General features: G+C 60.4%; 19 protein-coding genes and 1 pseudogene. 12 read left to right on the plus strand and 8 right to left on the minus strand.

Going from position 1 to position 21716, the window contains the following annotated elements:
• Window positions 1–60 precede the first annotated feature (60 nt).
• The 4 genes from BTHE68_RS20220 to BTHE68_RS20235 form a co-directional block, all read right to left on the minus strand.
• On the minus strand, window positions 61–1002 hold the full coding sequence (locus BTHE68_RS20220; protein ID WP_162068292.1) for a GGDEF domain-containing protein: 942 nt from the start codon (window positions 1000–1002) through the stop codon (window positions 61–63).
• A 19-nt stretch (window positions 1003–1021) separates the two neighbouring features.
• On the minus strand, window positions 1022–1645 hold the full coding sequence (locus BTHE68_RS20225) for a chemotaxis protein CheC (RefSeq protein ID WP_061175042.1): 624 nt from the start codon (window positions 1643–1645) through the stop codon (window positions 1022–1024).
• Entirely contained in the window at window positions 1638–2006 is a 369-nt protein-coding gene (locus BTHE68_RS20230) for a response regulator (protein ID WP_162068006.1), read from the minus strand. The genes BTHE68_RS20225 and BTHE68_RS20230 overlap by 8 nt, the downstream gene beginning before the upstream one ends.
• Window positions 2007–2115: 109 nt before the next feature.
• Complete coding sequence (locus BTHE68_RS20235; RefSeq protein ID WP_162068007.1) at window positions 2116–2277, minus strand: hypothetical protein; 162 nt, start codon at window positions 2275–2277, stop codon at window positions 2116–2118.
• 514 nt (window positions 2278–2791) lie between these two features.
• On the opposite strand from BTHE68_RS20235, the gene BTHE68_RS20240 reads away from it, so the two are divergent.
• Together BTHE68_RS20240 and BTHE68_RS20245 are read left to right on the plus strand one after the other, a co-directional pair.
• Window positions 2792–5056 (plus strand): hybrid sensor histidine kinase/response regulator family protein, encoded by a 2265-nt coding sequence (locus tag BTHE68_RS20240; protein WP_162068008.1) that lies wholly within the window; start codon window positions 2792–2794, stop codon window positions 5054–5056.
• A gap of 179 nt (window positions 5057–5235) precedes the next feature.
• A complete protein-coding gene (locus tag BTHE68_RS20245; protein WP_162068009.1) occupies window positions 5236–6522 on the plus strand; it encodes a hypothetical protein in 1287 nt (428 codons plus the stop codon).
• A 68-nt stretch (window positions 6523–6590) separates the two neighbouring features.
• Here the strand turns inward: BTHE68_RS20245 and BTHE68_RS20250 are convergent, their stop codons facing one another.
• The gene (locus BTHE68_RS20250) at window positions 6591–7142 is read right to left on the minus strand and encodes an NADPH-dependent FMN reductase (RefSeq protein ID WP_162068010.1); all 552 of its coding nucleotides are present in this window, start codon (window positions 7140–7142) and stop codon (window positions 6591–6593) included.
• 461 nt (window positions 7143–7603) lie between these two features.
• On the opposite strand from BTHE68_RS20250, the gene BTHE68_RS20255 reads away from it, so the two are divergent.
• Together BTHE68_RS20255 and BTHE68_RS20265 are read left to right on the plus strand one after the other, a co-directional pair.
• Window positions 7604–7843 carry a DUF4148 domain-containing protein gene (locus tag BTHE68_RS20255; protein ID WP_162068011.1) on the plus strand — a complete coding sequence of 80 codons (240 nt, stop codon included), beginning with the start codon at window positions 7604–7606 and terminating at the stop codon, window positions 7841–7843.
• Window positions 7844–8644: 801 nt separating this feature from the next.
• Complete coding sequence (locus BTHE68_RS20265; protein ID WP_162068012.1) at window positions 8645–9214, plus strand: lipocalin family protein; 570 nt, start codon at window positions 8645–8647, stop codon at window positions 9212–9214.
• A gap of 11 nt (window positions 9215–9225) precedes the next feature.
• Here the strand turns inward: BTHE68_RS20265 and BTHE68_RS20270 are convergent, their stop codons facing one another.
• Window positions 9226–9492 (minus strand): hypothetical protein, encoded by a 267-nt coding sequence (locus BTHE68_RS20270; RefSeq protein ID WP_232077975.1) that lies wholly within the window; start codon window positions 9490–9492, stop codon window positions 9226–9228.
• 90 nt (window positions 9493–9582) lie between these two features.
• A complete protein-coding gene (locus BTHE68_RS20275; protein ID WP_162068013.1) occupies window positions 9583–11037 on the minus strand; it encodes a sigma-54 interaction domain-containing protein in 1455 nt (484 codons plus the stop codon).
• A 306-nt stretch (window positions 11038–11343) separates the two neighbouring features.
• On the opposite strand from BTHE68_RS20275, the gene BTHE68_RS20280 reads away from it, so the two are divergent.
• The 6 genes and pseudogenes from BTHE68_RS20280 (at window position 11344) to BTHE68_RS20300 (ending at window position 17614) form a co-directional block, all read left to right on the plus strand.
• Window positions 11344–12744 carry a GntP family permease gene (locus BTHE68_RS20280; RefSeq protein WP_162068014.1) on the plus strand — a complete coding sequence of 467 codons (1401 nt, stop codon included), beginning with the start codon at window positions 11344–11346 and terminating at the stop codon, window positions 12742–12744.
• A 498-nt stretch (window positions 12745–13242) separates the two neighbouring features.
• On the plus strand, window positions 13243–13734 hold the full coding sequence (locus BTHE68_RS37255; RefSeq protein WP_162068015.1) for a helix-turn-helix domain-containing protein: 492 nt from the start codon (window positions 13243–13245) through the stop codon (window positions 13732–13734).
• A 39-nt stretch (window positions 13735–13773) separates the two neighbouring features.
• Window positions 13774–13932: pseudogene (locus BTHE68_RS36895) on the plus strand (transposase); the annotation flags it as partial.
• Window positions 13933–14612: 680 nt separating this feature from the next.
• Window positions 14613–15974: a DNA (cytosine-5-)-methyltransferase gene (gene dcm / locus BTHE68_RS20290; RefSeq protein ID WP_162068016.1), complete on the plus strand. Its 1362-nt coding sequence runs from the start codon at window positions 14613–14615 to the stop codon at window positions 15972–15974.
• A gap of 175 nt (window positions 15975–16149) precedes the next feature.
• Entirely contained in the window at window positions 16150–16881 is a 732-nt protein-coding gene (locus BTHE68_RS20295; RefSeq protein ID WP_162068017.1) for a helix-turn-helix domain-containing protein, read from the plus strand.
• Between the two features lie 400 nt (window positions 16882–17281).
• A complete protein-coding gene (locus BTHE68_RS20300) occupies window positions 17282–17614 on the plus strand; it encodes a helix-turn-helix domain-containing protein (RefSeq protein ID WP_162068018.1) in 333 nt (110 codons plus the stop codon).
• Window positions 17615–17704: 90 nt separating this feature from the next.
• On the opposite strand, the gene BTHE68_RS20305 is transcribed toward BTHE68_RS20300, so the two are convergent.
• Window positions 17705–18331, minus strand: a complete 627-nt coding sequence (locus BTHE68_RS20305) for a hypothetical protein (protein WP_162068019.1) — start codon at window positions 18329–18331, stop codon at window positions 17705–17707.
• Between the two features lie 962 nt (window positions 18332–19293).
• Between BTHE68_RS20305 and BTHE68_RS20310 the strand changes: the two genes are divergently transcribed.
• Both BTHE68_RS20310 and BTHE68_RS20315 read left to right on the plus strand, forming a co-directional pair.
• Window positions 19294–19737 carry a hypothetical protein gene (locus tag BTHE68_RS20310; RefSeq protein ID WP_162068020.1) on the plus strand — a complete coding sequence of 148 codons (444 nt, stop codon included), beginning with the start codon at window positions 19294–19296 and terminating at the stop codon, window positions 19735–19737.
• A gap of 364 nt (window positions 19738–20101) precedes the next feature.
• Entirely contained in the window at window positions 20102–21169 is a 1068-nt protein-coding gene (locus BTHE68_RS20315; protein ID WP_162068021.1) for a hypothetical protein, read from the plus strand.
• The last annotated feature ends 547 nt before the right edge of the window (window positions 21170–21716 follow it).

The raw sequence follows: 21716 nt of genomic DNA on the forward strand, positions 1-21716 counted from the left end.
CTGATTGCGCCTAAGCCGCACGGGACGCGCGGGCCGGGGCGCGGCGCGCCGGGCGAAGGTTCAGGCGAACCCGACCGCCCGATTGCGCCCCTCGCGCTTGGCCGTGTAGAGCGCCGCATCGGCTTCGTTGATGAGCGCCTCGTAAGACGACGTCACATCCGTGCGCGCCCGCGCCACGCCCACGCTCGCCGTGATCGGCACGGGCGCGCCCTGCACGTCGATGGGCGTCTCGCAGATCGCGCGGCGCACTTTCTCGGCGACGATCATCGCGTCCTCGAAAGGCGTGCACGGCAGCAGCAGCGCGAATTCCTCGCCGCCGAAGCGCCCGAACACATCCTGCACGCGCACGCTCTTCGCGACGCGCTCGGCCATCACGCGCAACACCGTATCGCCGACGAGATGGCCGAGATCGTCGTTGATGCGCTTGAAGTGGTCGAGATCGAACAGCAGCATCGACAGCTCGCCGCCGTAGCGCTGCCATCGTGAAAATTCGTCGCGCAGGCGCAGCTCGAAATAGCGCCGGTTCGCGATGCCGGTCAAACCGTCGCGGTCGGCGAACTCCTGCAGCTTGGCCACGGCTTCGTCGCGGGCGCGCTGCATCATGCTCGCGTGCGTCGCGTCGGAAATCGTCACGCACACGGCGCGCACCTCGCGCTCCAGCGTGAGCGGCATGAAGGTGCAGTCCTGCTGCATGAAGTCGACGCCGCCGGTGATCGGCCGGTCATGGTCGAACTTGAAGAGATACGGCCGCTGCTCCCACGAGCTGAATGCGAAGCTGCCGAGCTGGAACACGCTTTCGATCTTGCGCGTGAGCCACACGCGCGGCAGTTCCGGAAAGCTCGCGAAGATGGATCTGCCCGTCACCTGCTCGGCGGTCTTGCCGCTGTGGTCCTGCATGAAGCGGTTCCACATCAGCACGTTCAGGTCGCGATCGAGCACGAAGATGCCGAAGCCGACGCGCTCGATCACGAGTTCGGAGAGCGCGTGCCGCAGTTCGTCCATGCTCACGATGGCGTCCCGTTCAGAGGCTCGAGAGAAGCGCGTCGAGCGCTTCGTTCAGATGCGCGATGGCGTCTTCGGCCATCAGCATCACGAGGTGGGCGCGGAAGCTGTGGTCTTCGAGCGCGAAATTCACTTCGAGCAGCAGCGCGGTCTTCCAGGCGAGCATCGCGGGCTGGAAGACATCGTCGAGCCCGATTTCCATGCCGAGCATGCCCGGCGGCGAAAAGATCGGCGAGCGGCCGAGGCGGTCGAGAATGCACGACACGCACGCGCCCATCAGCACGGTGGCGACGTCGAACACGAGCTCGGTGCGCGTCGTCGTTTCATAGGTGGATTTGGTGTACGGATCGTCGACGAGCGCGCACAACTGGTCGACGCTGCCGCTCTTGCATAGCACGATCGCCTCGCCCTTGATATCCGAGCGAAAGCCCTGGCGCACGGCCGTGACGGTATCGGTGATGCCGGTCATCTCGGAGAGCGCGGCGGACGCCTCGGCCACGCTCACCACGCGCACGCGCGGCACCGACAGCTCGATGAACGTGCCGAGCAGCTTCGACAGGCGCGTCGCGGCCTGGCCCATCGCCATGTTGGCGACTTCCTGCAGCGCGTCGCGCTGGTCTTCGTTCAGTGCGGCATCAACCATGGAGTCCGTACTCCTTCAATACGGGACGCAGCGCTTCGGGCGTCACCGGCTTCGGCAGGAACGCGATCGCGCCGAGCGCGCGGACCCGTTGCTGGGCCATCGGCTGCACATCGGCGGACACGACGATCACGAAGGTGTTCAGGTCCTCGTGCTGCAACGCGTCGAGCACCTGATAGCCCGTCATGTCGGGCATCGTGAGATCGAGAAACATGACCGACGCGCGGCCCGCCCGGTAATGGTCGAGCGCCTCGCGCCCGTTGGTGGCGTAGGAGATCTCGACGTCCCAGTCCGGGGGCAGCGCGCGCGTCAGCACCTTGCGCGCGAGCAGGGAATCATCGGCAATGACAATCGGCAACGGCATGGTCGGCAGGATCTCTTGGGCGGTTTTGGGCTGGGCACGGTCGAGCCGCACACACGGCATGCTCTCGCATGTGATTACGGCATCCGCGCGGCAATCTTTATGGCGATCTTTACGGCGAGATCGGTGTGAGCGCGCGGGTCCGGCGAAACTGCGGACGCTGTCGCAGATCCAGTTCGGCGGCGATGAGCCACGCGCGCCGCCGGCGGACATGCGCGCGCCAGGCGGCGGGCGTCCGCTGCGTGATCAGATGTTGGCTTCCGACCGGCATCATGTTGCCTGCCCCCTGCGTGATCCGGACCTGCCGGATCGTGGCCTTCCTCTCCTCGAACGGTCGCGCTGCCTGCCGGCGTGTTCGCCTGCAGGCCGTACTGCTTCCCCGTTGCGCGCCGTGAGGCTGCTTGTTATCTCCGGCGCGCGCTCTGGCGGCGCGTACAGCGGAGGATTGCATTGTCTGACTATCAGAATGTCAAAGCAACTCGCCAAAGTGCAAAGCCAGAATTAATCTGACGAAACGGGAGCGCAACGAGGTGAATTTCACTCGGCGTCTTCCGATGTGATACGTTGTCATCCTTTTGTGTACGTTTGCGCTACCGATAATCTCGCTAACTGTGCGCGGCGTCAGAGGTTTTCCTCGAATGTCGCGCGCGCTGCAAGGAACCGACCGGCATGCTTCCTGCGTTCTACTTGCGGTTACATCGCTCGCGCTCGACGGGCGGTCCACGGACGAGCGCCGCAGCGTACCAATGGCGCGAACGTCGAGTAAGTTTTCCAATTCGCTGCCAAAAATGACGCTGCAACGTGAGGAGTCCGACGCCGAATCCGCCGCGCAATCATGGCAGGAAGAGCCGCCGTATCCGGTCGTTCCCGAGCGCAATTTCGCCGCGCAGCGCCTGACGCTTTACGCGCTTCTCGTCGCCGCGATCGTGCTGCCGTGCGTGTACGTCGCCATCACCGCCTTTACCGATTACCACGCGCGCGTCGCCGATGCCTCCGAGATCGTCGCGCGCAATGCCCGCGTCGCCGAGGAGCACGCGCTCAAGGTCTTCGATCTCAACGTGACGCTGAACGAGCGCATCGTCGATCTGCTCGACGATCTCGACGCCGACGCGATCCTTCGCGAGAGCGCGACCATCCACCAGCGCCTCAAGGCAATCAGCACGACCTACCAGCAGGTCGCGGCCGCTTCGGTGTTCGGCCCCGACGGCAGGTTGCTCGCGACCAGCCGCGTCTGGCCGACGCCCGATATCTCCGTTGCGAATCGCGAGGACTTCGGCGGGCTGCGCGCGGGTCAGCAGATCGAGCAGATTTCCCGCGTGATGATCGGCCGCGTGGCCGGCGAGCAGGTCTTCAATACGGCGGTCGCGCGCCTGACGCCCGCGGGCAAGTTCGACGGCATCGTGTCCATCGCGCTGCGGCCGTCATATTTCGGCGCGTTCTATCGCGAGCTGATCGGCGACAATCCGAGCGTCTCGCTCGGCCTCTCGCGCTCGGACGGCGAAGTGCTCGCTTGGTTTCCGCCGCGCCCGGCCGACCGCATGGCGCTCGCGGCCAGCTCGCCGCTGCGCGACGCGTACGTCGCGGGACGCAGGAGCGGCGTCGTGAAAATGGTCTCCGGGCTCGACAATCAATTGAAGATCGTCGCGTTCCGCCGCGTCGGCACGTATCCGATCTACGTTTCGAGCGGCTATCCGATCGCGACGATCTGGGCCGCGTGGTGGCGGCATCTGAGCGTGCTCGCGCTCTCCATCTTCGCGCCGTGCGTCGTGCTGTGGGCGGTCATCGGCCAGTCGCTGCGGCGGCTCGCGACGGAACAGGAAGCATGGGAGCGCTGGCAGGCCGAGGCGTCGATGCGCCGCTCGATCGAATCCGCCTACCGGCAGGCGCGCAAGATGGAAGCGCTCGGCAATCTCGTCGGCAGCGTCGCGCATGATTTCAACAATCTGCTGATGATCGTCTCGACCAACGTGCAGATCGCGCGGCGGCGCGGCGCGGCCGGCCTCGACCGCGAGCTGTCCGCGATGGAGCGCGCGCTGAAGAGCGGCCAGTCGCTGACGCGGCAGCTGCTCGGCGTCGCGCGCAAGCAGCCGTTGCGCAGCGAGACCATCGGCATCGGCAAATGGGTGCCGGCGGGGCGCGAGCTGCTGCGCGCATCGCTCGGGGCGAAGGTAGCGCTCAACGTCGAGGTCGCGGCGGACGTGTGGGCGATCCGCGTCGATCCGGCGGAGCTGGAGCTCGCGCTCATCAACGTCGCGGTGAACGCGCGCGACGCGATGCCCAACGGCGGCACCTTCACCGTGCGCGCCGACAACGTGCGCTTTCGTCACGAGGACGGCTTTCCGATCACCGGCGAATTCGTGCAGATCACGCTGGAGGACAACGGCTTCGGCATGAGTTCCGACGTGCTCGGGCGCGCGTTCGAGCCGCTCTTCACGACCAAGCCGAAAGGCATGGGCACGGGTCTCGGCCTGCCGCAGGTCTTCGCGTTCTGCGAGCGCGCGGGCGGCCTCGCTACGATCGACAGCGCGATCGGCGCGGGGACCGCCGTGCGCCTCTATCTGCCACGCGCGGATGCGCTCGCGCCGGGCGCGGCCCCGGCGGAACAACGCACCACGGAGCAGGAAGCGGACGGCCTGCGCGTGCTGCTGGTCGAAGACAACGAAGAAGTCGCCGCGGGCACCGAGGCGCTGCTCACGATGATGGGCCACCGCGTCACCTACGTCTTCAACGCCGATGCCGCCGCCACCGTGCTCGAAGCCGCGCGCACCGAAGTCCCGGCCGATTTCCCGTTCGACGTCGTGCTCTCCGACATCCACATGCCGGGGCAGATGAACGGCATCGATCTCGCCGAGATGCTGCAACGCTTCGATCCGCACGTTCCGGTGATTCTCGTCACGGGCTACGCAGAAGAGCTGGACCGCGCGCGGCAGGTCGGCGCGCGCGTGCTGTCGAAGCCGTTCGACATCGCGCTGCTCGACTCGCTGCTGCGCGCCATCCGCGAGCGCATGCGCGAAGCGGGGAAAACGGGCGCGACGCCGTCCGTCGATCGTTGAATTCCGCGCAACGTCTTCGTTTTTTGTACGCGCCGTTGTAAAAGCGGCGCGCGTCTCTCCCTCTGTCTTCCTGCCCGCGCCGCTCGCGCGCATCCGGCACGCGAGTTGCGTAATCGACGGCACGTGCGGCGACTTACTTTCGCCGATTCCGGAATTCCGCCCATCCGCAGGAGGCGTAAATGCGACACACCGTCATCGGAGTTTTCGACACCTATGCGCAAGCAGAGGACGCGCGCGCGGCCTTGCTCGCCGCAGGCTTCCCGCGCGCGGACATCGAACTGCAGGCCAACCCGAAGCGCGACGACGCCGCCGCGCCGTCCGACATGCCCGATGCCGAAACGCATCGCGAGCCGGGCATGCTCGCCAACATCGAACGCTTTTTCAGCATGCTTTTCGGCGGACGCGATCAGCCGCCCGAAGTCGCACATTATTCGGAGGCCGTACGGCGCGGCGCGGTGCTCGTGGCGGTCGATACGCCGAGCGTCGAGCAGGCCGACATCGTGCGCGCCACGCTGTCCGACCAGGGCGCGATCGATATCGACGAACGCGCAGCGAGCTGGACGACGCTCGAACACGGCATGCCCGAAGCGGCCGCCGATGACCGCGACCACTCGGTGCTCGACGAACTCGGTCTCGGACGCGGCAGCGGCGTGCCGGGCCGCGAGCCGGTGAACGATCCGGACATGGCGGCGACGCGCGCGCGGGCTTATCCGCGTGCCGATCTTGGCGACCCGGCCGCGGTGACGCCGCGCGACTACGTCAGCGATCCGGCCGACGACGTGCTGATGCCGCGTGGCGGGATGCAATCGCAGTCGCAATCGCCGCTGTCGCAGACTCAATCGATGATGAGCGACGCCGAACGCGCCGCGCGCGACCCGCTCGCCGGACGCGACCCGGTGACGGGCCGCGATCCGTACGCGACGACCGGCGTCGATCCGCTCGCGGCCGGTTCGCTGTCCGAGCGCGATGCGCTGATGGGCCGCGATCCGTTGCCGGGCGTTCGTACCGATACGGCGTCGGAATGGCGTTCGGTCGAACCGCTCGGCCCGCTCGACGAACCGGCTGCGCCTTATCAGCCGGGTGCGACGCGCGCGACGGGTTCGTCGCCCGATCCGGTCGTCGCTTCCGCGGGGACGCAGGCGGCCGGGCCGGTCGGTCCGGTGCCGGGCGCCGGTCCGCAAACGGTGCCCAACGAGTACATGGAGTACGAAGAGGACTTCCGCGCCGATTACGATTCGAAGTATTCGGCCACGGGCGCGCCTTACGAGGACTATCAGGGCGCGTATCGATACGGCGCGACGCTCGGCAACGACGACCGCTATCGCAGCCGCGCGTGGGACGATCAGATGGAGTACGAGACACGCCGCGACTGGGAGAGCAAGCATCCCGAAGGCGATACGTGGGAACGCTTCAAGGCGGCGATCCGCCACGGCTGGGATCGCGTGACGGGGCATCATCACGTCTGATTTCGCGGCGCACAGCGTTCAACGATTACGGCCCGCTCGCGCGGGCCGTTTTTTCGTGTGGAGCGTGCTTAGGCAGCCCGGTCGCGCACCCACGCGGCGTATTTGTCCATGAAACCCTGCAGATATTTACGCGTGTCCTCGCTCACGATCTTGCCGCTCGCGTCGATTCGGCTTTCGTCGTGCTTGATGTACATCTCGGGCTGATTCATCAACGCGATGTCGAGATACGCGCACACGCCGCGCAGATGCGACTGCGCGATCGCCGTGCCGATCGCCCCGACCGAAGTCCCGATGATCGCGCCCGGCTTGCCGCCCCACACGCTCTGCCCCCACGGACGCGAGGCCCAGTCGAGCGCGTTCTTCAGCACGCCGGGAATCGAGCGGTTGTACTCCGGGGTGACTATTAGGAGGCCGTCGGCATCGGCGATCTGCTGTTTGAACGCGCGCGCGACTTCCGGGAAATCGCTGTCGTAGTCCTGGCTGTAGAGCGGCAGGCTGCCGATGTCGAGAAATTCGAAGGAAAAATCGCCCGGCGCGAGCGACGCGAGCGCATGCGCGAGCTGCTTGTTGAATGAATCCCGCCGCAGGCTCCCAACGACCACCGCGATCTTCAAAGCCATGACATCTTCCCCCGTGAAAAGGATGAAAAGGTGGATGACCCGGACGATGGACCTGTCCGGAAGCGCCGTCTTCAGACGACACGCGTGCACATGATAGGCGCAACGCAGGGAAATCGTCTTCGATGTTCGCTCACGCTTCGCGGACTATTTTTGCGACGAAATGAGCAAACTACTTCACGGCGCGGCTGCATGCGGCTCGCGGCGAGCTATCCCCATGGTTATCCACAGAATCTGTGGATAAGTCGGGGGTAAGTCCCATTCCGTTTAGTTTTTGATTCGTAAACGAAACATGACGCCCATGGAAGTGGCGTCGAGCGCGCCGGGACTGGGCATGCCGGGCCAGCATTCAACCAGTCTCGACAACAATGTGTTGGCTCAATCGGTATTTTTGCCCAATAGGATTCCTCCTAGACTGCATCTCAAGCGTCGGCCCCGACGCACACGCATTCCGGAGGTTTTCCATGAAAAACACGCTGATCGGCGGTCTGGTTCTGTCCGCGCTTCTCGCAACCGCGCCGGCTTTCGCCCAATCGACGTTCGCCGGAAAGTCACGCGCGGAAGTGAAGGCGGAACTCGCCACCGCACGTAGCGCGGGCGATCTCGATGCCGTCAATTCGCTGAGTTATCCGCAGTTGCGTCCGTATCAGGAGCGGCACGCGCAGCTTCGCACCGACATGCGCAACGACGGCAGTTCGCGGTAAGCATCAACCTAGTCGAAGAATCAGAGGCAGCAGTCTGAACTGGCCCTCCTCCACCGTCGAACAGAAGGTGGTTGCGCCCGACGCGCTCGCGCCGGGCGCTTTTTTTTGCGTGCTCACAGCATCATCGTCAGGCACAACGTGACCGTGACGAGCGATAACACCGTCGAAAGCAGAATCGCGCTCGACGGCCACCACGTCAGAAGCGGCTGCGCGACGAGCTTGAGGCTCACGAGCGCGCTCGTCGTCCTGAAGTCGCGCGCTTAGCCTTTCGCACCGAGAAAGAGGCCGAGCGCGACCAGCGCGCAGAGACTCGCCGCGCCGCCCAGCAGTTTGAGCGGCGCCTAAAGGTGAGACGTTCCGGGAGTCAGGCGACGGTGAGTCGCCCGACGCGCAAGCGGCTCACTCTTTGGTGAATCATCGGGATCGCGAAGCAAGATGGCGATCTCAGTCACATGGTTAAGTGAATAGTGCAAGCCCTTGTTCTTAAACGTATTCGATTTTCGTGCGCTCGTTGCGCCGCATCGTAGCGTGGGCTCGCGCCAATAGCGGCGCGCGGCGCGCCGGCTTGCCTCCGACGGATGAACGTGGATAAAGGTGAGGTGATTCGGGAGTGCGGTGGATAGCAGCCTTTCCTTCTGCGCCTGCGAAAGAAAACCTTGTCAGGACAGCCACTTGCGCCTTGCGCCGGTTCTCGCGCGCGTCATGAAATGCGTCCAGAGGTGAGCAAATTCGGGAGCCGTCCGCGGACGGAACGAAGCTTGCTGATCCGTCTTCCTTCGCATATCTCACCCTGCAAGCAACATGAAAATCGGACGATCCTGGGCATACGGCGCCGCCGCGCTGGCATTGATCGGCGGCATCGCAGCGCTTGCCGCATGTGCATCGAATGGCGCGCGCAAGAGCGGCAACGACAACGTGCCGGAACCTTCGAAGGCCGTCGATCTCGATCGCTATCTCGGTCGCTGGCACGAGTTCGCGCGCTATGAAAACCGCTTCGAGCGCAATTGCGAAGCCGTCACGGCGAATTACGCGCGTCGTGAGGACGGCCTCGTGTCGGTCGTGAACGCGTGCCGGCAAGGCGGCGTGAACGGCCCGTACCGGTCGGCGGAAGGACGCGCGAAGATCGTCCCGGGATCGAACGGGACCAAGCTGAAGGTGTCGTTCTTCGGTCCGTTCTATGTCGGCGACTACTGGATTCTCGATCACGCCGACGATTACACGTGGTCCATCGTCGGCGAACCGAGCGGGCGCTATCTGTGGATTCTGACGCGCGAGGCGAAACCGTCGGCCGAGTTGCGCCGCGCGCTGATCGAGCGCACGCGCGCGCTAGGTTACGACGTCACGATGCTGCGCGAGACGCAGCAAGGCTGACCGGCACGCAGCTAGCTTCCCTTGCAGGCGATCAGCAGCGCGTTCTGATTGTTCTCGGTCGACTGATCGAGCACATCGTAGCCGCTCGGACAAAGCGCTTTCGCGTTGTCCGTGCAGTTGCGCCAGCCGCCGTAAGCGGGACACTGGATCTGCTGGGTCGGACGTCCGTCGTTGGAGAAAAGCGGCGGCGCGCTGCTGCATCCGGCAAGCGCCCACGCGCTGCCCACAAGCATGACTGAAAGGCCTGTCGCCTTGCCGAGCTTCATCCCGCTTTTCATCCGTTACCCCTTGATTCTTGGTTGTTATTTTCGATTTCGGGAGTATGCCACGCGAAGCTTTCGTGTCGATTTGACTTGTCGCAAAAGCCTTCAGACGGCGATTCCGAGCGCGGCGATCTTCTTGTACAGCGTCGCCCGCCCGATGCCGATTTTCTCCGCCGCATCGGCCACGCGGCCGCCGCTTGCGCGCAGCGCATCGGAGAGAAAGCGCTTTTCGAAGTCGGCCATCGCGTCCGCATACGACACATCCGGCGCAGCGTCCCCTTCCTGCGCGACCGGTTCCGCCTGCGCCGCGATCGCGACGCGCCCCGCATCGATGAACGCGCTCAGCGCGCGGGCGTCGATGTGCTCGGTCTCCGAAAGCATCAGCGCGCGCTCGAGCGTGTTGCGCAGTTCGCGGACGTTGCCGGGCCACGAATACGCTTCGAGCAGCCGCAAGCCGTCCTTGTGCAGCACGAAATGGCCGACGTGCCCCGGACGCGTATCGGCCGACAGGTCTTCGAGGATCGCGTAGGCGAGCGCTTCGATATCGGCGAGGCGTTCGCGCAAGGGCGGCGCGTGAATCGTCAGCACGTTCAGCCGATAGAACAGATCCGCGCGAAAACGTCCCGACGCGACGAGCGCGGGCAGATCGGCGGACGTCGCCGCGATGATCCGCACGTCGGCGCGCACGATGCGATTCGAGCCGAGCGGCTCGAACTCCTTGTCCTGCAGCACGCGCAGCAGCTTGCCCTGAAGCGGCAGCGGCATGTCGCCGATTTCATCGAGAAAGAGCGTGCCGCCGTCGGCCAGCTCGAACTTGCCGACGCGGCCCTTGCGCTCCGCGCCCGTGTAGGCGCCCGCCGCCGCACCGAAGAACTCGACTTCGAGCAGCGTGTCCGGAATCGCTGCGACGTTCACCGTGACGAGCGGCTTGCCCGCGCGCGTCGATGCGCCGTGGATCGAATGCGCGAGCAGTTCCTTGCCGGTGCCGGTTTCGCCGAGCAGCAGCACGGGCGAATCGACGAGCGCCGCGCGCCGGGCCTGCCGCTTCACTTCGAGACTGGCCGGGCTGGTGCCGACGAAACTCGAAAACGTGTACTTCGCGCGGCGCGCCTGCGCGAGCGACTGTCGCGTGGCGATCAGCTCCTGCTGCACGCGCGAGTAATGCGCGAAAAGTGGCGTGAGCGCCTTCATTTCGTCGAAGAGCGCGAAGCCGATTCCGCCGATGATCGCGCCCGATTCGTCCTTGAGCGGCAGACGCGTGACGACGAGCGGCTCGCGGTCCGTTTCGAGCACGTCGAGCAGGATCGGCTTGCCTGTCGCGACGACTTCGCGCATCAGGCTGTTCGGAATCACCGTCTCGCAGTCGAGGCCGATCGCGTCGAGCGGATCGTCGAATCCGAAGCGCGCCGCGTAGCGCTTGTTGATCCACACGACGCGCGCGTCCGCATCGACGATGAACGTGCCTTCGCTCAGATTCTCGAAGGTCTTGAATAGCGACTCCATCGCGCGGCGCATGACGTCGCTGTAGTCCAACGGCACGTTGATCCAATCGTTGCGCATGAGGCCAGAGTCTCCGTTTTCTCTTTTTCGAGACCGAATATCTCAATTCGGAGACGCACCGGCAATCCGCATCTGCACTAGGTTGCAAAAGGAGTTCGGGCGGTTTCGCGCGAGCCGGATCGTCTCCATTTTGAGACATCCGGTTGAAACGTTTTAGTGGCATGATTGCCCGATGCCCGTCCGGCATGGGTTTCAACGTGTTGGCACGGAACCTGCGTTCCGCCCGCGCGGTGCGTACCCCGCGCCGAAGCGCTTCCAGAAGAAGCGCGCGAACGTTTCAAAGAACAAACCACTCACGGAGACTCAATGTCGTTCCTCATCGTGCTCGCCGCCCTGGCGTTCCTGATGCTTGCCGCGTATCGCGGTTACAGCGTCATTCTTTTTGCACCGATCGCGGCCCTCGCGGCCGTTCTGCTCACCGATCCCGCCGCCGTCGCGCCGGTCTTTTCCGGCATCTTCATGGAGAAGATGGTCGGCTTCGTGAAGCTCTACTTTCCGGTGTTCCTGCTCGGCGCGGTGTTCGGCAAGGTCATCGAACTGTCGGGCTTCTCCGAGTCGATCGTTGCCGCGGCCATTCGATACATCGGCAAGTCGCGCGTGAATGCGGTGATCGTCGCGGTGTGCGCGCTGCTCACCTATGGCGGCGTGTCGCTGTTCGTCGTCGTATTCGCGGTGTATCCGTTCGCGGCCGAGATGTATCGCCAGAGCAATATTCCGAAGCGCCTGATGCCGGGCGCGATCGCGCTGGGCGCGTTCTCCTTCACGATGGATTCGCTGCCGGGCACGCCGCAGATCCAGAACATCATCCCGACGACGTTCTTCAAGACGACCGGCTGGGCCGCGCCGTGGCTGGGCGTGATCGGCTCGCTGTTCATCATCGTGGTGGGGCTGACGTTCCTCGAATGGCGCCGCCGCTCGGCGATGGCCAAGGGTGAGGGTTACGGCACGTCGCTCGTCAACGAGCCGGAGCGTGTCGAATCGACGTCGCTGCCGAATCCGCTGCTCGCGATCGCGCCGCTGATTCTCGTGGGCGTGGCGAATTTCGCGCTGACGAAGTGGATTCCGACGTGGTATGGCGCGAGCTATACCGTGCCGCCGGAAGTGCTGCCGGGCGTGCATGCGCCGGTTACCACGGCGGTGAAGACCGTCGTTGCGATCTGGGCGGTCGAAGGTGCGTTGTTGATGGGTATCGTGCTGGTGTTGCTGACGGCGTTCTCGCGTGTGAAGGAGCGGTTTGCGGTGGGCACGCGGGCGGCTGTCGCCGGGGCCTTGCTCGCTGCGATGAATACCGCTTCTGAATATGGCTTCGGTGGTGTGATCGCGGCGCTGCCGGGCTTTCTCGTGGTCAGCGATGCGCTCAAGAGCATTCCGAATCCGCTCGTCAATGCGGCCATTTCGGTCAGCGCGCTGGCGGGGATTACCGGCTCGGCGTCGGGCGGCATGAGTATCGCGCTCGCGGCGATGTCCGATACGTTTATCGCTGGTGCTCAGGCGGCGCATATTCCGCTTGAAGTCCTGCATCGGGTGGTGGCGATGGCTTCAGGCGGCATGGATACGTTGCCGCACAACGGCGCCGTTATTACGCTGCTCGCGGTGACCGGGCTTACTCATCGCGAATCGTACAAGGACATTTTCGCGGTGACGATCATCAAGACGTTGGCTGTGTTCTTCGTCATCACGGTCTATTACCTGACGGGCATTGTTTGACGCTTTTTTGCCGATGGCTCCGGTGTTGGTGGAACAACTTGAGTTTGTCATTGCCGTCAAACTTAAGTAATGGGAGGCCGAATTTTCAGGTAAAAATAACCTAAATTTCGGCCTTCATATGAACATGCTCGCACAGGTTACTTGTCACGGGGATTGCGGCATCGTCCAAACGCCGCCTGCCGGCCCCCCCTCATCCGAGCCTCACTGAGCTATGCGCCACGCACCGCCGGCCTTTTACCGGGCAACGGCTCGAGCATCGTGGCCCTCTTTGACGAGGCGGCGTTTGCCGAGAGGTGACACGCCATCAATAGCCTGGAAATAATCTGAACTCCCTCGGAGACGGTGAGGCGCAACCGAGAATCTCACCTGCCCTTTCCGTTACTCGTCTTTCTCGCCAAGCGACTCGTTCTGTAAAACAAGTTTTTGTTTTCTACATCGCTCGCGCTTCGCTGGGGGCGTTGTAAGATCTCGGCTAATCAATCCAGTCCTTTTTAAATCATGGCAGAACCCTGTCAGCGGGCGCGGACGCTCTTTGCAGAGGCGGTTCAGCTTCAACGTGAGCAGCAGGGCCTAAGCAAAGCGAGTCTCGCGTTCAAGGCGAAGATCAGCCCGAACACTCTTCATCTCATTGAAAACAAAAACGGGAATGTTCGAGTTGACACTATCGGACAACTTGCTTACGCCCTGCGCGTCGACCCCTGCAGTTTCTTCTCAGACTGTTCCTACCCGAAGCCCACTGCCAGGCGAATCAAAAACCTTCGACACGTGGTCGCCGTGAACATTCGAATGAACCGCGCCGATCTCGGGCTTGTCCAGAGTCAGATGAACAGTGACCTTCAAATGGCCAAGGGCCATCTAGGGTTGATAGAACGGTCTGCACCAAACCTATCCCTAGATACGATTGAACAGATTGCCATCTATCTCACTATCCCAATTGAAGCGCTCCTCTGGGACAGCCTCATGAATTGCCGGACACAATCGCTATCTTGAAAAGGAAGCGTTGACCAGCCAAATCACCGTCGACGTTGATCTGCGGAAAAGAAAGCGGCGACGGTTCAAAAAAGTCTGGAGACGGACAAGACCGTGTCGATGGCGGCTCGCTAACGCGGTGTCGATCCAAACCAGTTGTGCCATTGTAAGAGACTCTATCAGCAGGGCAGCCTGTCGGCGATATCCGCCGGTGAAGAGTCCGGGACTTATTCGATATCCTAACTGCCACCGTTATGCATATTGTGTCGGTACGGACGAGCGTCTCACAAGGAAGGCCCGCGCTCTTCATCACGGCTTGATTGCCGGCGCCCCCGCTCCAGCATCGCTCGGTCCGATGTGGACTGTCTTGCTGTGCCGTTCCGACTGAAGCGTCAATCGTTCAGGCGCGACGAACTTTCACGCAGCGTGGTCCACACAAGATTCGGCAAGTTTCGCCTCTTATGCTGGCTTCACTGACAGGCGGAAACTCCATGTCCCGCAAGCCGCTTTAAATCGCATGAGTCCGAGTTGCGGCTTTGTACCCCCGTGGAAGATTCACGCAGCTTGAGTGTCCAAGCTCCTCCGTCTGGCCTCTTGAAATTGTTCTGGCGCTCAGGGCAATGACGTCATCGCACCCGCAAATGGAATTTTGCTGGTGCTTAGGTTTCGACGCGACTTTCGATAAGGCTCATTCCGCAAATTACGCTTGGTCGACGCGCGCCTCTACCGCGAGTGACTCCGTATCACGAGTGAACATCAAGGTTGCGAACGTCGCATCTCACGCGCTGACAAAGCGCGACATCAGCTTACTTCCCTCGGGAACGTCACTCACCGTTAAGAAGCCCATGGGCTAAAACCCGGTTCTTCACTTTTCTCCGCAACTCCTTCGTGGATGAAAAGTGTCGAATCAGCAGAACCAGAACAACAGTGCATCAAAAGCTGCACACAAGCTCAACGTTGCAGAACTCTTCGCCGGCGTCGGCGGATTCAGATTGGGGCTCGATAGAGTACACGGTCAGCCATACGAGGTAACTCTCAGTAACCAGTTCGAACCATCCAAAAAGGCCCAGCATGCATCTGACGTGTATGCCGCTCGCTGGACTGATAAGAACCATTTCAACGAAGACATCTTCACCTTCCTGGCTTCTTCAAGAGGTCAGGCAGCGCTTTGCGAAGCCGCGCCTGACGTGCTCGTCGCCGGATTTCCCTGCCAAGACTATAGCGTCGCCAAGCCGTTGTCCCAATCCAAGGGGCTCGCTGGCCGAAAAGGCGTTTTATGGTGGGCCATTGCGCAGCTTCTCACTCAACGCCTTGAAGCAGGACAGCCCACTCAGTACCTCATCCTAGAAAATGTAGACCGTCTTCTTGCTTCTCCAGCAGCATGTCCGGGAAGCGATTTCGCCACGGTACTGAGCACTCTGTGTAATCTCGGATACGCAGCAGAATGGCGTGTTGTGAACGCGTCGGAATATGGCTTCCCTCAGAAGCGTCGCCGAGTATTCATCGTCGCCTATCATAGTTCGACGAATACCTACCGCGCCATCAAGGACGCGCTCAGCAACGATGGATTGGCGTGGCATCGCGACGGCATCCTCCAGTCGGCGTTTCCCAACACGCTTGAACGCCCATCGGACGGAGCGAACCCGGCGTTCGCGGTCACCAATGAACCCCTCACTACGCAAATAGCATATACGCCTCTTTCGAATGGCAAGTCTCGGTTTGCAAACAACGGACTCATGCTCGACGGCAACGTCTGGACCGCGAAGGCGCGCACGCTGGCGATTGACGATTACCAAGCCTATACAGGAAACGTCGAAGCCATGACATTGGGGGACGTTGTTCGAAAGACGGTCGTTGTCCCCGAGTCGTTCTACGTCAGTCCAAAATCCGCAGAAAAATTCAAGCTAGCCAAAGGAGCGAAACGCATCGCTCGGGAGAAAAACGGGTTTGCGTACGACTTCACAGAAGGCGCCATGAATTTCCCAGACCGCCTCGACATCCCGAGTCGGACAATCATCACGTCAGAAGGTGGAACCGGCGCTTCGCGCACCAAGCATGTCATTGCGACGCCCTCAGGCCGCCTCCGGAGACTTCTGCCGGAAGAATTGGAAGCTTTGAATGGCTTTCCGCGCGGTTTCACGGAGGCCCCAGGTGTGTCCGACGTCAGCCGCGCTTTCTTAATGGGTAACGCGCTAGTTGTAGGACTTGTCACGAGAATCGGTGAGGCGCTTCACGCACGCCATATGCGGCACGAGTCGTGACGAACCTGATGCCGCACCTTCAATGTCTGATGCTCTCGCATAGAAAACGCGATTTGAGAGCAGGAGCACCGACGGACGAACCGAAACCTCGCGGTATGTTCTTGTTTCGATTTTGACGTTTTTGACGAATATCGCTAGAGTGTTTGTTGGCCAATCGCAATCATGGAGCGTCACCATGCCCGCCAGATCGGAAGCCCGGGGTAAAAAGCGCGAAAAAGCCGCTCAATCGAAACCATCGCTTGCCGCGCCGAGCCGCAAACTCTTAAATCAGATGCTCTGTGAGCAGATGCAGAGCGTGATTACAGTTCTAAGCGGCAACTTTCTGTCTGATTTGCAATCACGCTGCACTGATGGCAAAAAGACCCAATTCCTAGGCGTCGGACTCCAGCGCAAAGAAGCGACGACTTTAATTTCAAAGGTCTTGGAAGAGGCGTTTGTGAAGACATTCATGCTGAAAGGTGACTCAACGCGTTGCAATCGAGCACGGCTGTCCCTCCTCCTGAGCACCGCAGAGATCCTCAGCTTCGACGACGACGATTCCCCTGTTTTGCCACAAATATTTGCCTCTGCAGAGTCGCTCCCGGCAAAAGCCTTCCGTAAGGCGCCGGACGAAATCATGCACGAAAAAGTTGACGATGACATCGAGTTGACCAGCGAAGAAGCGGCAAAGCTCTTGCACGTTTCGCGTACTCACCTTAATACGCTCATTCGGGACGGGCGGCTCACAGGGGTGCGTTTAACTCCGGGGGGTCACCGGCGCATTTCACGCGCGAAAGTCCTTGCGTACAAGGTGAGCACGGAAGAGTCACAGCGTCAGGGCCTGGATGAAATGGTCCAGGCCTCCGCGCGTATGGGACTATACGATGCAGAGCTTAAAAATTCCCCTCGGCGCAAGCGCTCACCGTGACACAAAAGCCCCGCAAGACACGCCAAAGCGATGATGCCTTTGAAGGCCCGCCACTTCGCTCAGCCGTTGGACGATACCGATGAAAAATCTGCTCGCAATCGGCGAATCTGCTCATTTCGAGCCGGATCTGCTCATTCGTGATCAGATTGATTGCCCCCTAATACACCTCCTTCGTGCGGGGACTTCCGATTGCTTTTCGCAGGATGAGCCGAGCCACTGACTTTCTCGGCTGATCAGGCCGCCTCGACGTCGCACACGGTTGAATCCGTGGCAGCAGTGGCGACGTAAGTTGCTTCCGGATCTCGTAATGTGTCACATTGAATACGTTATCCGACTTTTGCCTTGTAATGTGCAACTTGCGGTACATCAAGTGCGGCACATGACGCGTCTGAGGGGAAACATGGACCTCTTCGAGTTGGGCGAATCCTTCCGTCGGGCCCGGCTTGCGGCGAAACACACGCAGCAACGCGCTGCAGAACGCAGCGGAATGACTCGTGCTCAGATTCGCCGTTTCGAGACCGGGCAGCTTCAAGAACTTGCGGCAGTGGAGTTGATAAGCCTTCTTGAGGCTGTGGGACTTGAATTGCACACGCGCCCTATTGGACCCGGGCCCACGCTCGACGATCTCCTGGCCGAGTTGCGCACCGCTGCCATTCCTGTCAGGGAAACTCGGCGACGTGTCCGAGTCCCACACTCTACGAACGATGACACGACCACTGACAGGAGTGGTTGACTGATGGTTGCAATCGTCGTTGCATGCATCGCGAGATGGAGCAAAGGGTAGCTATCGACTGCTCCAGGGAGCCGACTGCTCAAATGCCTCTCAACCGGTCGACCCTCGACGTTCAGACTCGAGTTTTTGGATCGCCCCGATTAAGCTCATCACTCGGCGCGTCGCGAGGACGTTGACCTGCTTATGTTCAACCGGCACCCCCGGTATCATGCTCGTGGCTATCAAAGAGATGGAATCCCGCGCAAGAAGCACGGTCGCTAGTTGCACAAACCCTTTGTCCTCGCGACCTGACTCCGCGCGATGCGGGTCAATGACGGTAGGCCCGAGATTATCCGTTCGATACGGGATGAACCAGAGATCGTTCGGACTAGGTCTGAACGCAAATCCCGCCTGCCCGGCCTTCCTGAATTCATCCATCGCCGCCCAGAACTCGGGATCGGCCGCGTCGGCCAACCAGATAAACTGACAACGCCCCTTCTGCATACGCATCGTCATAACGACAATCTCGTCGAATCTGATGGCGCCAACGCGAAACACGGATTTGCCCTCCAGTCCGTCCAGGAGCGAAGGATCGACCCACGCGCCAAAAACCGGAGCGGACGCGTCAAGTTTCACGGCCTCGTCGAACACGCTCGCATAATCGCTAGCCCGTTCGAGCGAGCCAAGCCGAAAGGCAACGTGGCCAGCATCGGCCTGATTATCTTTAGAACCTGCCATACGTAAAATATACCCATCTTAAATCGAATCATGCACGAGTATATAATCCGAAACCTTCAAAGGCAATGCGTTCTTTACGTCGATTTCATCACAATTCGTTGATGCGAGTGACTCACCCCTCAGAATGAAACCACCTCAGTCAACATTGATAATGCAAGGTGTTGTGCATTGAAAATTGAAATTGCAATAATTAAGTGAAAAATTTTCGAGAAGAAATCGACGTTTTTTGTGAACGGTAAATTTTGATAATCTGCCTCTCCTCCCCGGCACTCTTTGATTAAAAAAGTTTTTTGCAAACTACTGAATGAACACAACCTTGACAATGCATCGCGGCGCGGGGAAAGCGCAACGGAGGTGCGGGCTGCGCGCCGGTCTCCCGGTGGCGCCACGGCCGGCCAACCAAGCCATCAGAGTGCCACCATTCGAAAACCCGCCCACGAGCTGATTTGAGGAAATCAAAACATAACGCATACCCTTCTTCGACAAGTACACATCATCGAGGCTTTAAACGCTGACGCGCAGCCCTCCTGCCAATTTATTCCGACAACCTGAGCGCTGCCTCCTCGTATAACATAAATATTTGGATATTTTCATGAGGGGCTTGCTTAAACGGCGCCACACCCTTAATCCGTGCCCATCATCTCGTAGACGACAGAATATTTTAAACATGGCCCGCCCGAAGTCTCGCAAAAACAAATATAACGCTTTTTTTGAAGATACAAGCAACGAAACCAGGACCGCTCTCCTGGCGCATATAAAGGAGCACTCACGGCGAGGAGACTCTGGTCGATGCTACATATTGCAGTCCGATGAGCTCGATATCGTCACAGACGGATATCTTTCGAATAAAGTCGTCGTCGTACCGTTAAGCGGAGTCGATTCCGAAGATTTCGAGTCCGAGCATTCCAACATTTTTGCAAAGGTCCATCCGCGACCCGATGGCGTGCTGCATCGCCTGCCTGATGCTCGCGAAAGAAGCCGTGGCGTTGACGATGAACGCCCCGTATTTCGCGGATGCGAGTCTTGGCGACGACTTCCTTGTTCTCTGGGTCTTTGACACAGCAGTGCTAGCATCCACCTATAGCATAGACGACGACCTCAACGAATCGATGTGGCTAGCTTCGGCAATTGAGGAAGACCACGAATCGCTGACCGAGGCCGAGTCCAACGCTTGGAAGGAGGTCGCGGCACGCGACCGTCATGTCATGGTCTCAGATGCTTGGGATTTGACAGACGAGGACACCCGGCTCGAGTTCGACAGCCTCTGGTCTAAGTGCGCAAAGGGCTCGTACGCCGATGAGGGATCTGCTCACATTTCGACCGAGTCCTCCACTGGCCTTCGGATGACTCAGGACATCCCAACGCCATGTCGAACGGGAACGCACACGGCCCATCTATCGCCATAACGGCAACCCAGACTGCGTCGTTGAGTTCCTGAAATACATATTCATAGGCAACGGCTAGGGCTGATCGGGGACGCGAAGCTCGCGCGAAGTCATTGAGTCGAAATTGCGAGGCCCGAGCCCCTCATCCGTGACCGCGCGCGGCACCCAACTGAGATCGATTGATGCATGCGCCAACGTCGCAATCCGTCGCCCACGCTGACAAGTGCCGTTCACGCCGAATAAACCGCGTGCCTATTCGTCATGGGCGGATGCAGCGTCCTTATGACGACGCGCGTAACGCTGCCCCTAACTTTTCCGAACGAATATGCCGATTGCCCTACCCAGTTCCAACCCACACGTAGCGCAGCTTACTCACGAAGCCCTAGTGCGTGCAACGACACTGCTTTCAAACCTTCTCGAAGCGCATCCGCTTTATCTTTCCCAGACCATCGACCACGGAACGTTCTTCTGGTGGCTGTCGAACGATTGCCCCGACTTTTTCCGCGAGCTGAAGGAAGTTAATGCGGACGCCCACTTCTCGCGTCGCCTTGGTCGGTTCTTGACAATCGCCCGGTCACTGTTCGAATTTCCCAACGGTTCTCTCATGTGGAGCAACCATGCGTCTATTCCAACTTCTCGATGGCCCTGCATGGCGGAGGACATCGAGAACTTGCTACGAATCGCGTTCCCCAGATGGAGTGTCGACGCGCGACGTGACGCTGTAGATGACACGGCCTTGCTATGTGATTTATTCAACGCCAGATTTCCGAAGAAAGAAGGAGTCGTCGAGGCACCGGCGGTCTTCCGTTCATACATCGCGGCAACCGACTCTTCACTTCAGTTCGCTCGTAAACAGGCTTCGTCATGCCCGGATACCGCCTTCATTGCACCCACGTCAGCCTTAGCCGACGACATCTTGCGGCTCGTTGCCGAGAAGTATTGTTTCGTCGTTCCCTTGAAGGCAAAATTTGACGAGGCTTGGCGCTTACACTCTACCGACGGAGCAATGAGATTCGATTTTCTCGCATTCACTTCGGATGCTGCGAATGAATTGCGAGCAATGCTCAGCCTCGACGACGGCCGGGTGAGGATTGACTTCGAAAGCGTTATCGAACCTTGGCTCCATCACTTCCGCACCGAGCTACCAATAGTCTATGCAACGGAGGGGTCGAGCGTGCTCGTGCGCTACCCGATTCAACCGTTTGCTCTCCGGCAGCGTTTTCACTCGGCACAGACCGAATTCGACCTGTCCTGGAACGACTGCTCAGAGAGTTTCGAGACAAGACTTGACATGCTCGACCGGTACAAGCTTCCCAAACACTTTTACGTCTGCCGCAACGTTATCTCGCTGCCCGGAACGGGCACGAATGATAAGCCGGAGGTGTTGCCTCATTGGACCTCGCCTGCTTCTGAGCGCGCGCCTGCCAAATTGTTCGCCGTCAACGGTATTTGAAGGGAACGGATCCGACCGAATCGTGAAGCGTCCGTCAATTTACTCGAGCCCGCTGACCACTGTTCTCTCAAATCGTGCTTTCACCTCCATATCCCGACTCAATTTCCGGAGCTTTGTTGCCGATGCACTGCCGATGAGCCTCCTCCGAAACTCGTGATACGGACAGTGCCGTTCCTCAGTTTTTGCTAGGCTTTGGCACAATCGCCTACGAACTCTCGAGCCTCCAAACCTAGAAACGGACGGCACGACATGGAAGTGGTAAAGCAGTCGCGGTGCTTTTTTCGCTTGTATCGTGTATGGATGAAACCGATAGAGCACGACCGGTTCGGAGAGCCACTAGTTTTCCCCAAAACCGGCCGACTTCGCGACGGCGTGGGGCAGCAGGGACAGTGCATAATCTCTCGAGCCCTATTTTTCAATTCTCGACATCTGCTGAGCGTTAAAATTAAGCTACGCCTCCTGAAGGGCAAAGGTCACCATAGTGGTATTTGGAGCGTGGTCCGTTGTCTCCATTGACAACACCCTACGTGCGAATTCACACGCAGTT

The sequence above is a fragment of the Burkholderia sp. THE68 genome (assembly GCF_009938265.1).
Classification (GTDB): Bacteria; Pseudomonadota; Gammaproteobacteria; order Burkholderiales; family Burkholderiaceae; genus Caballeronia.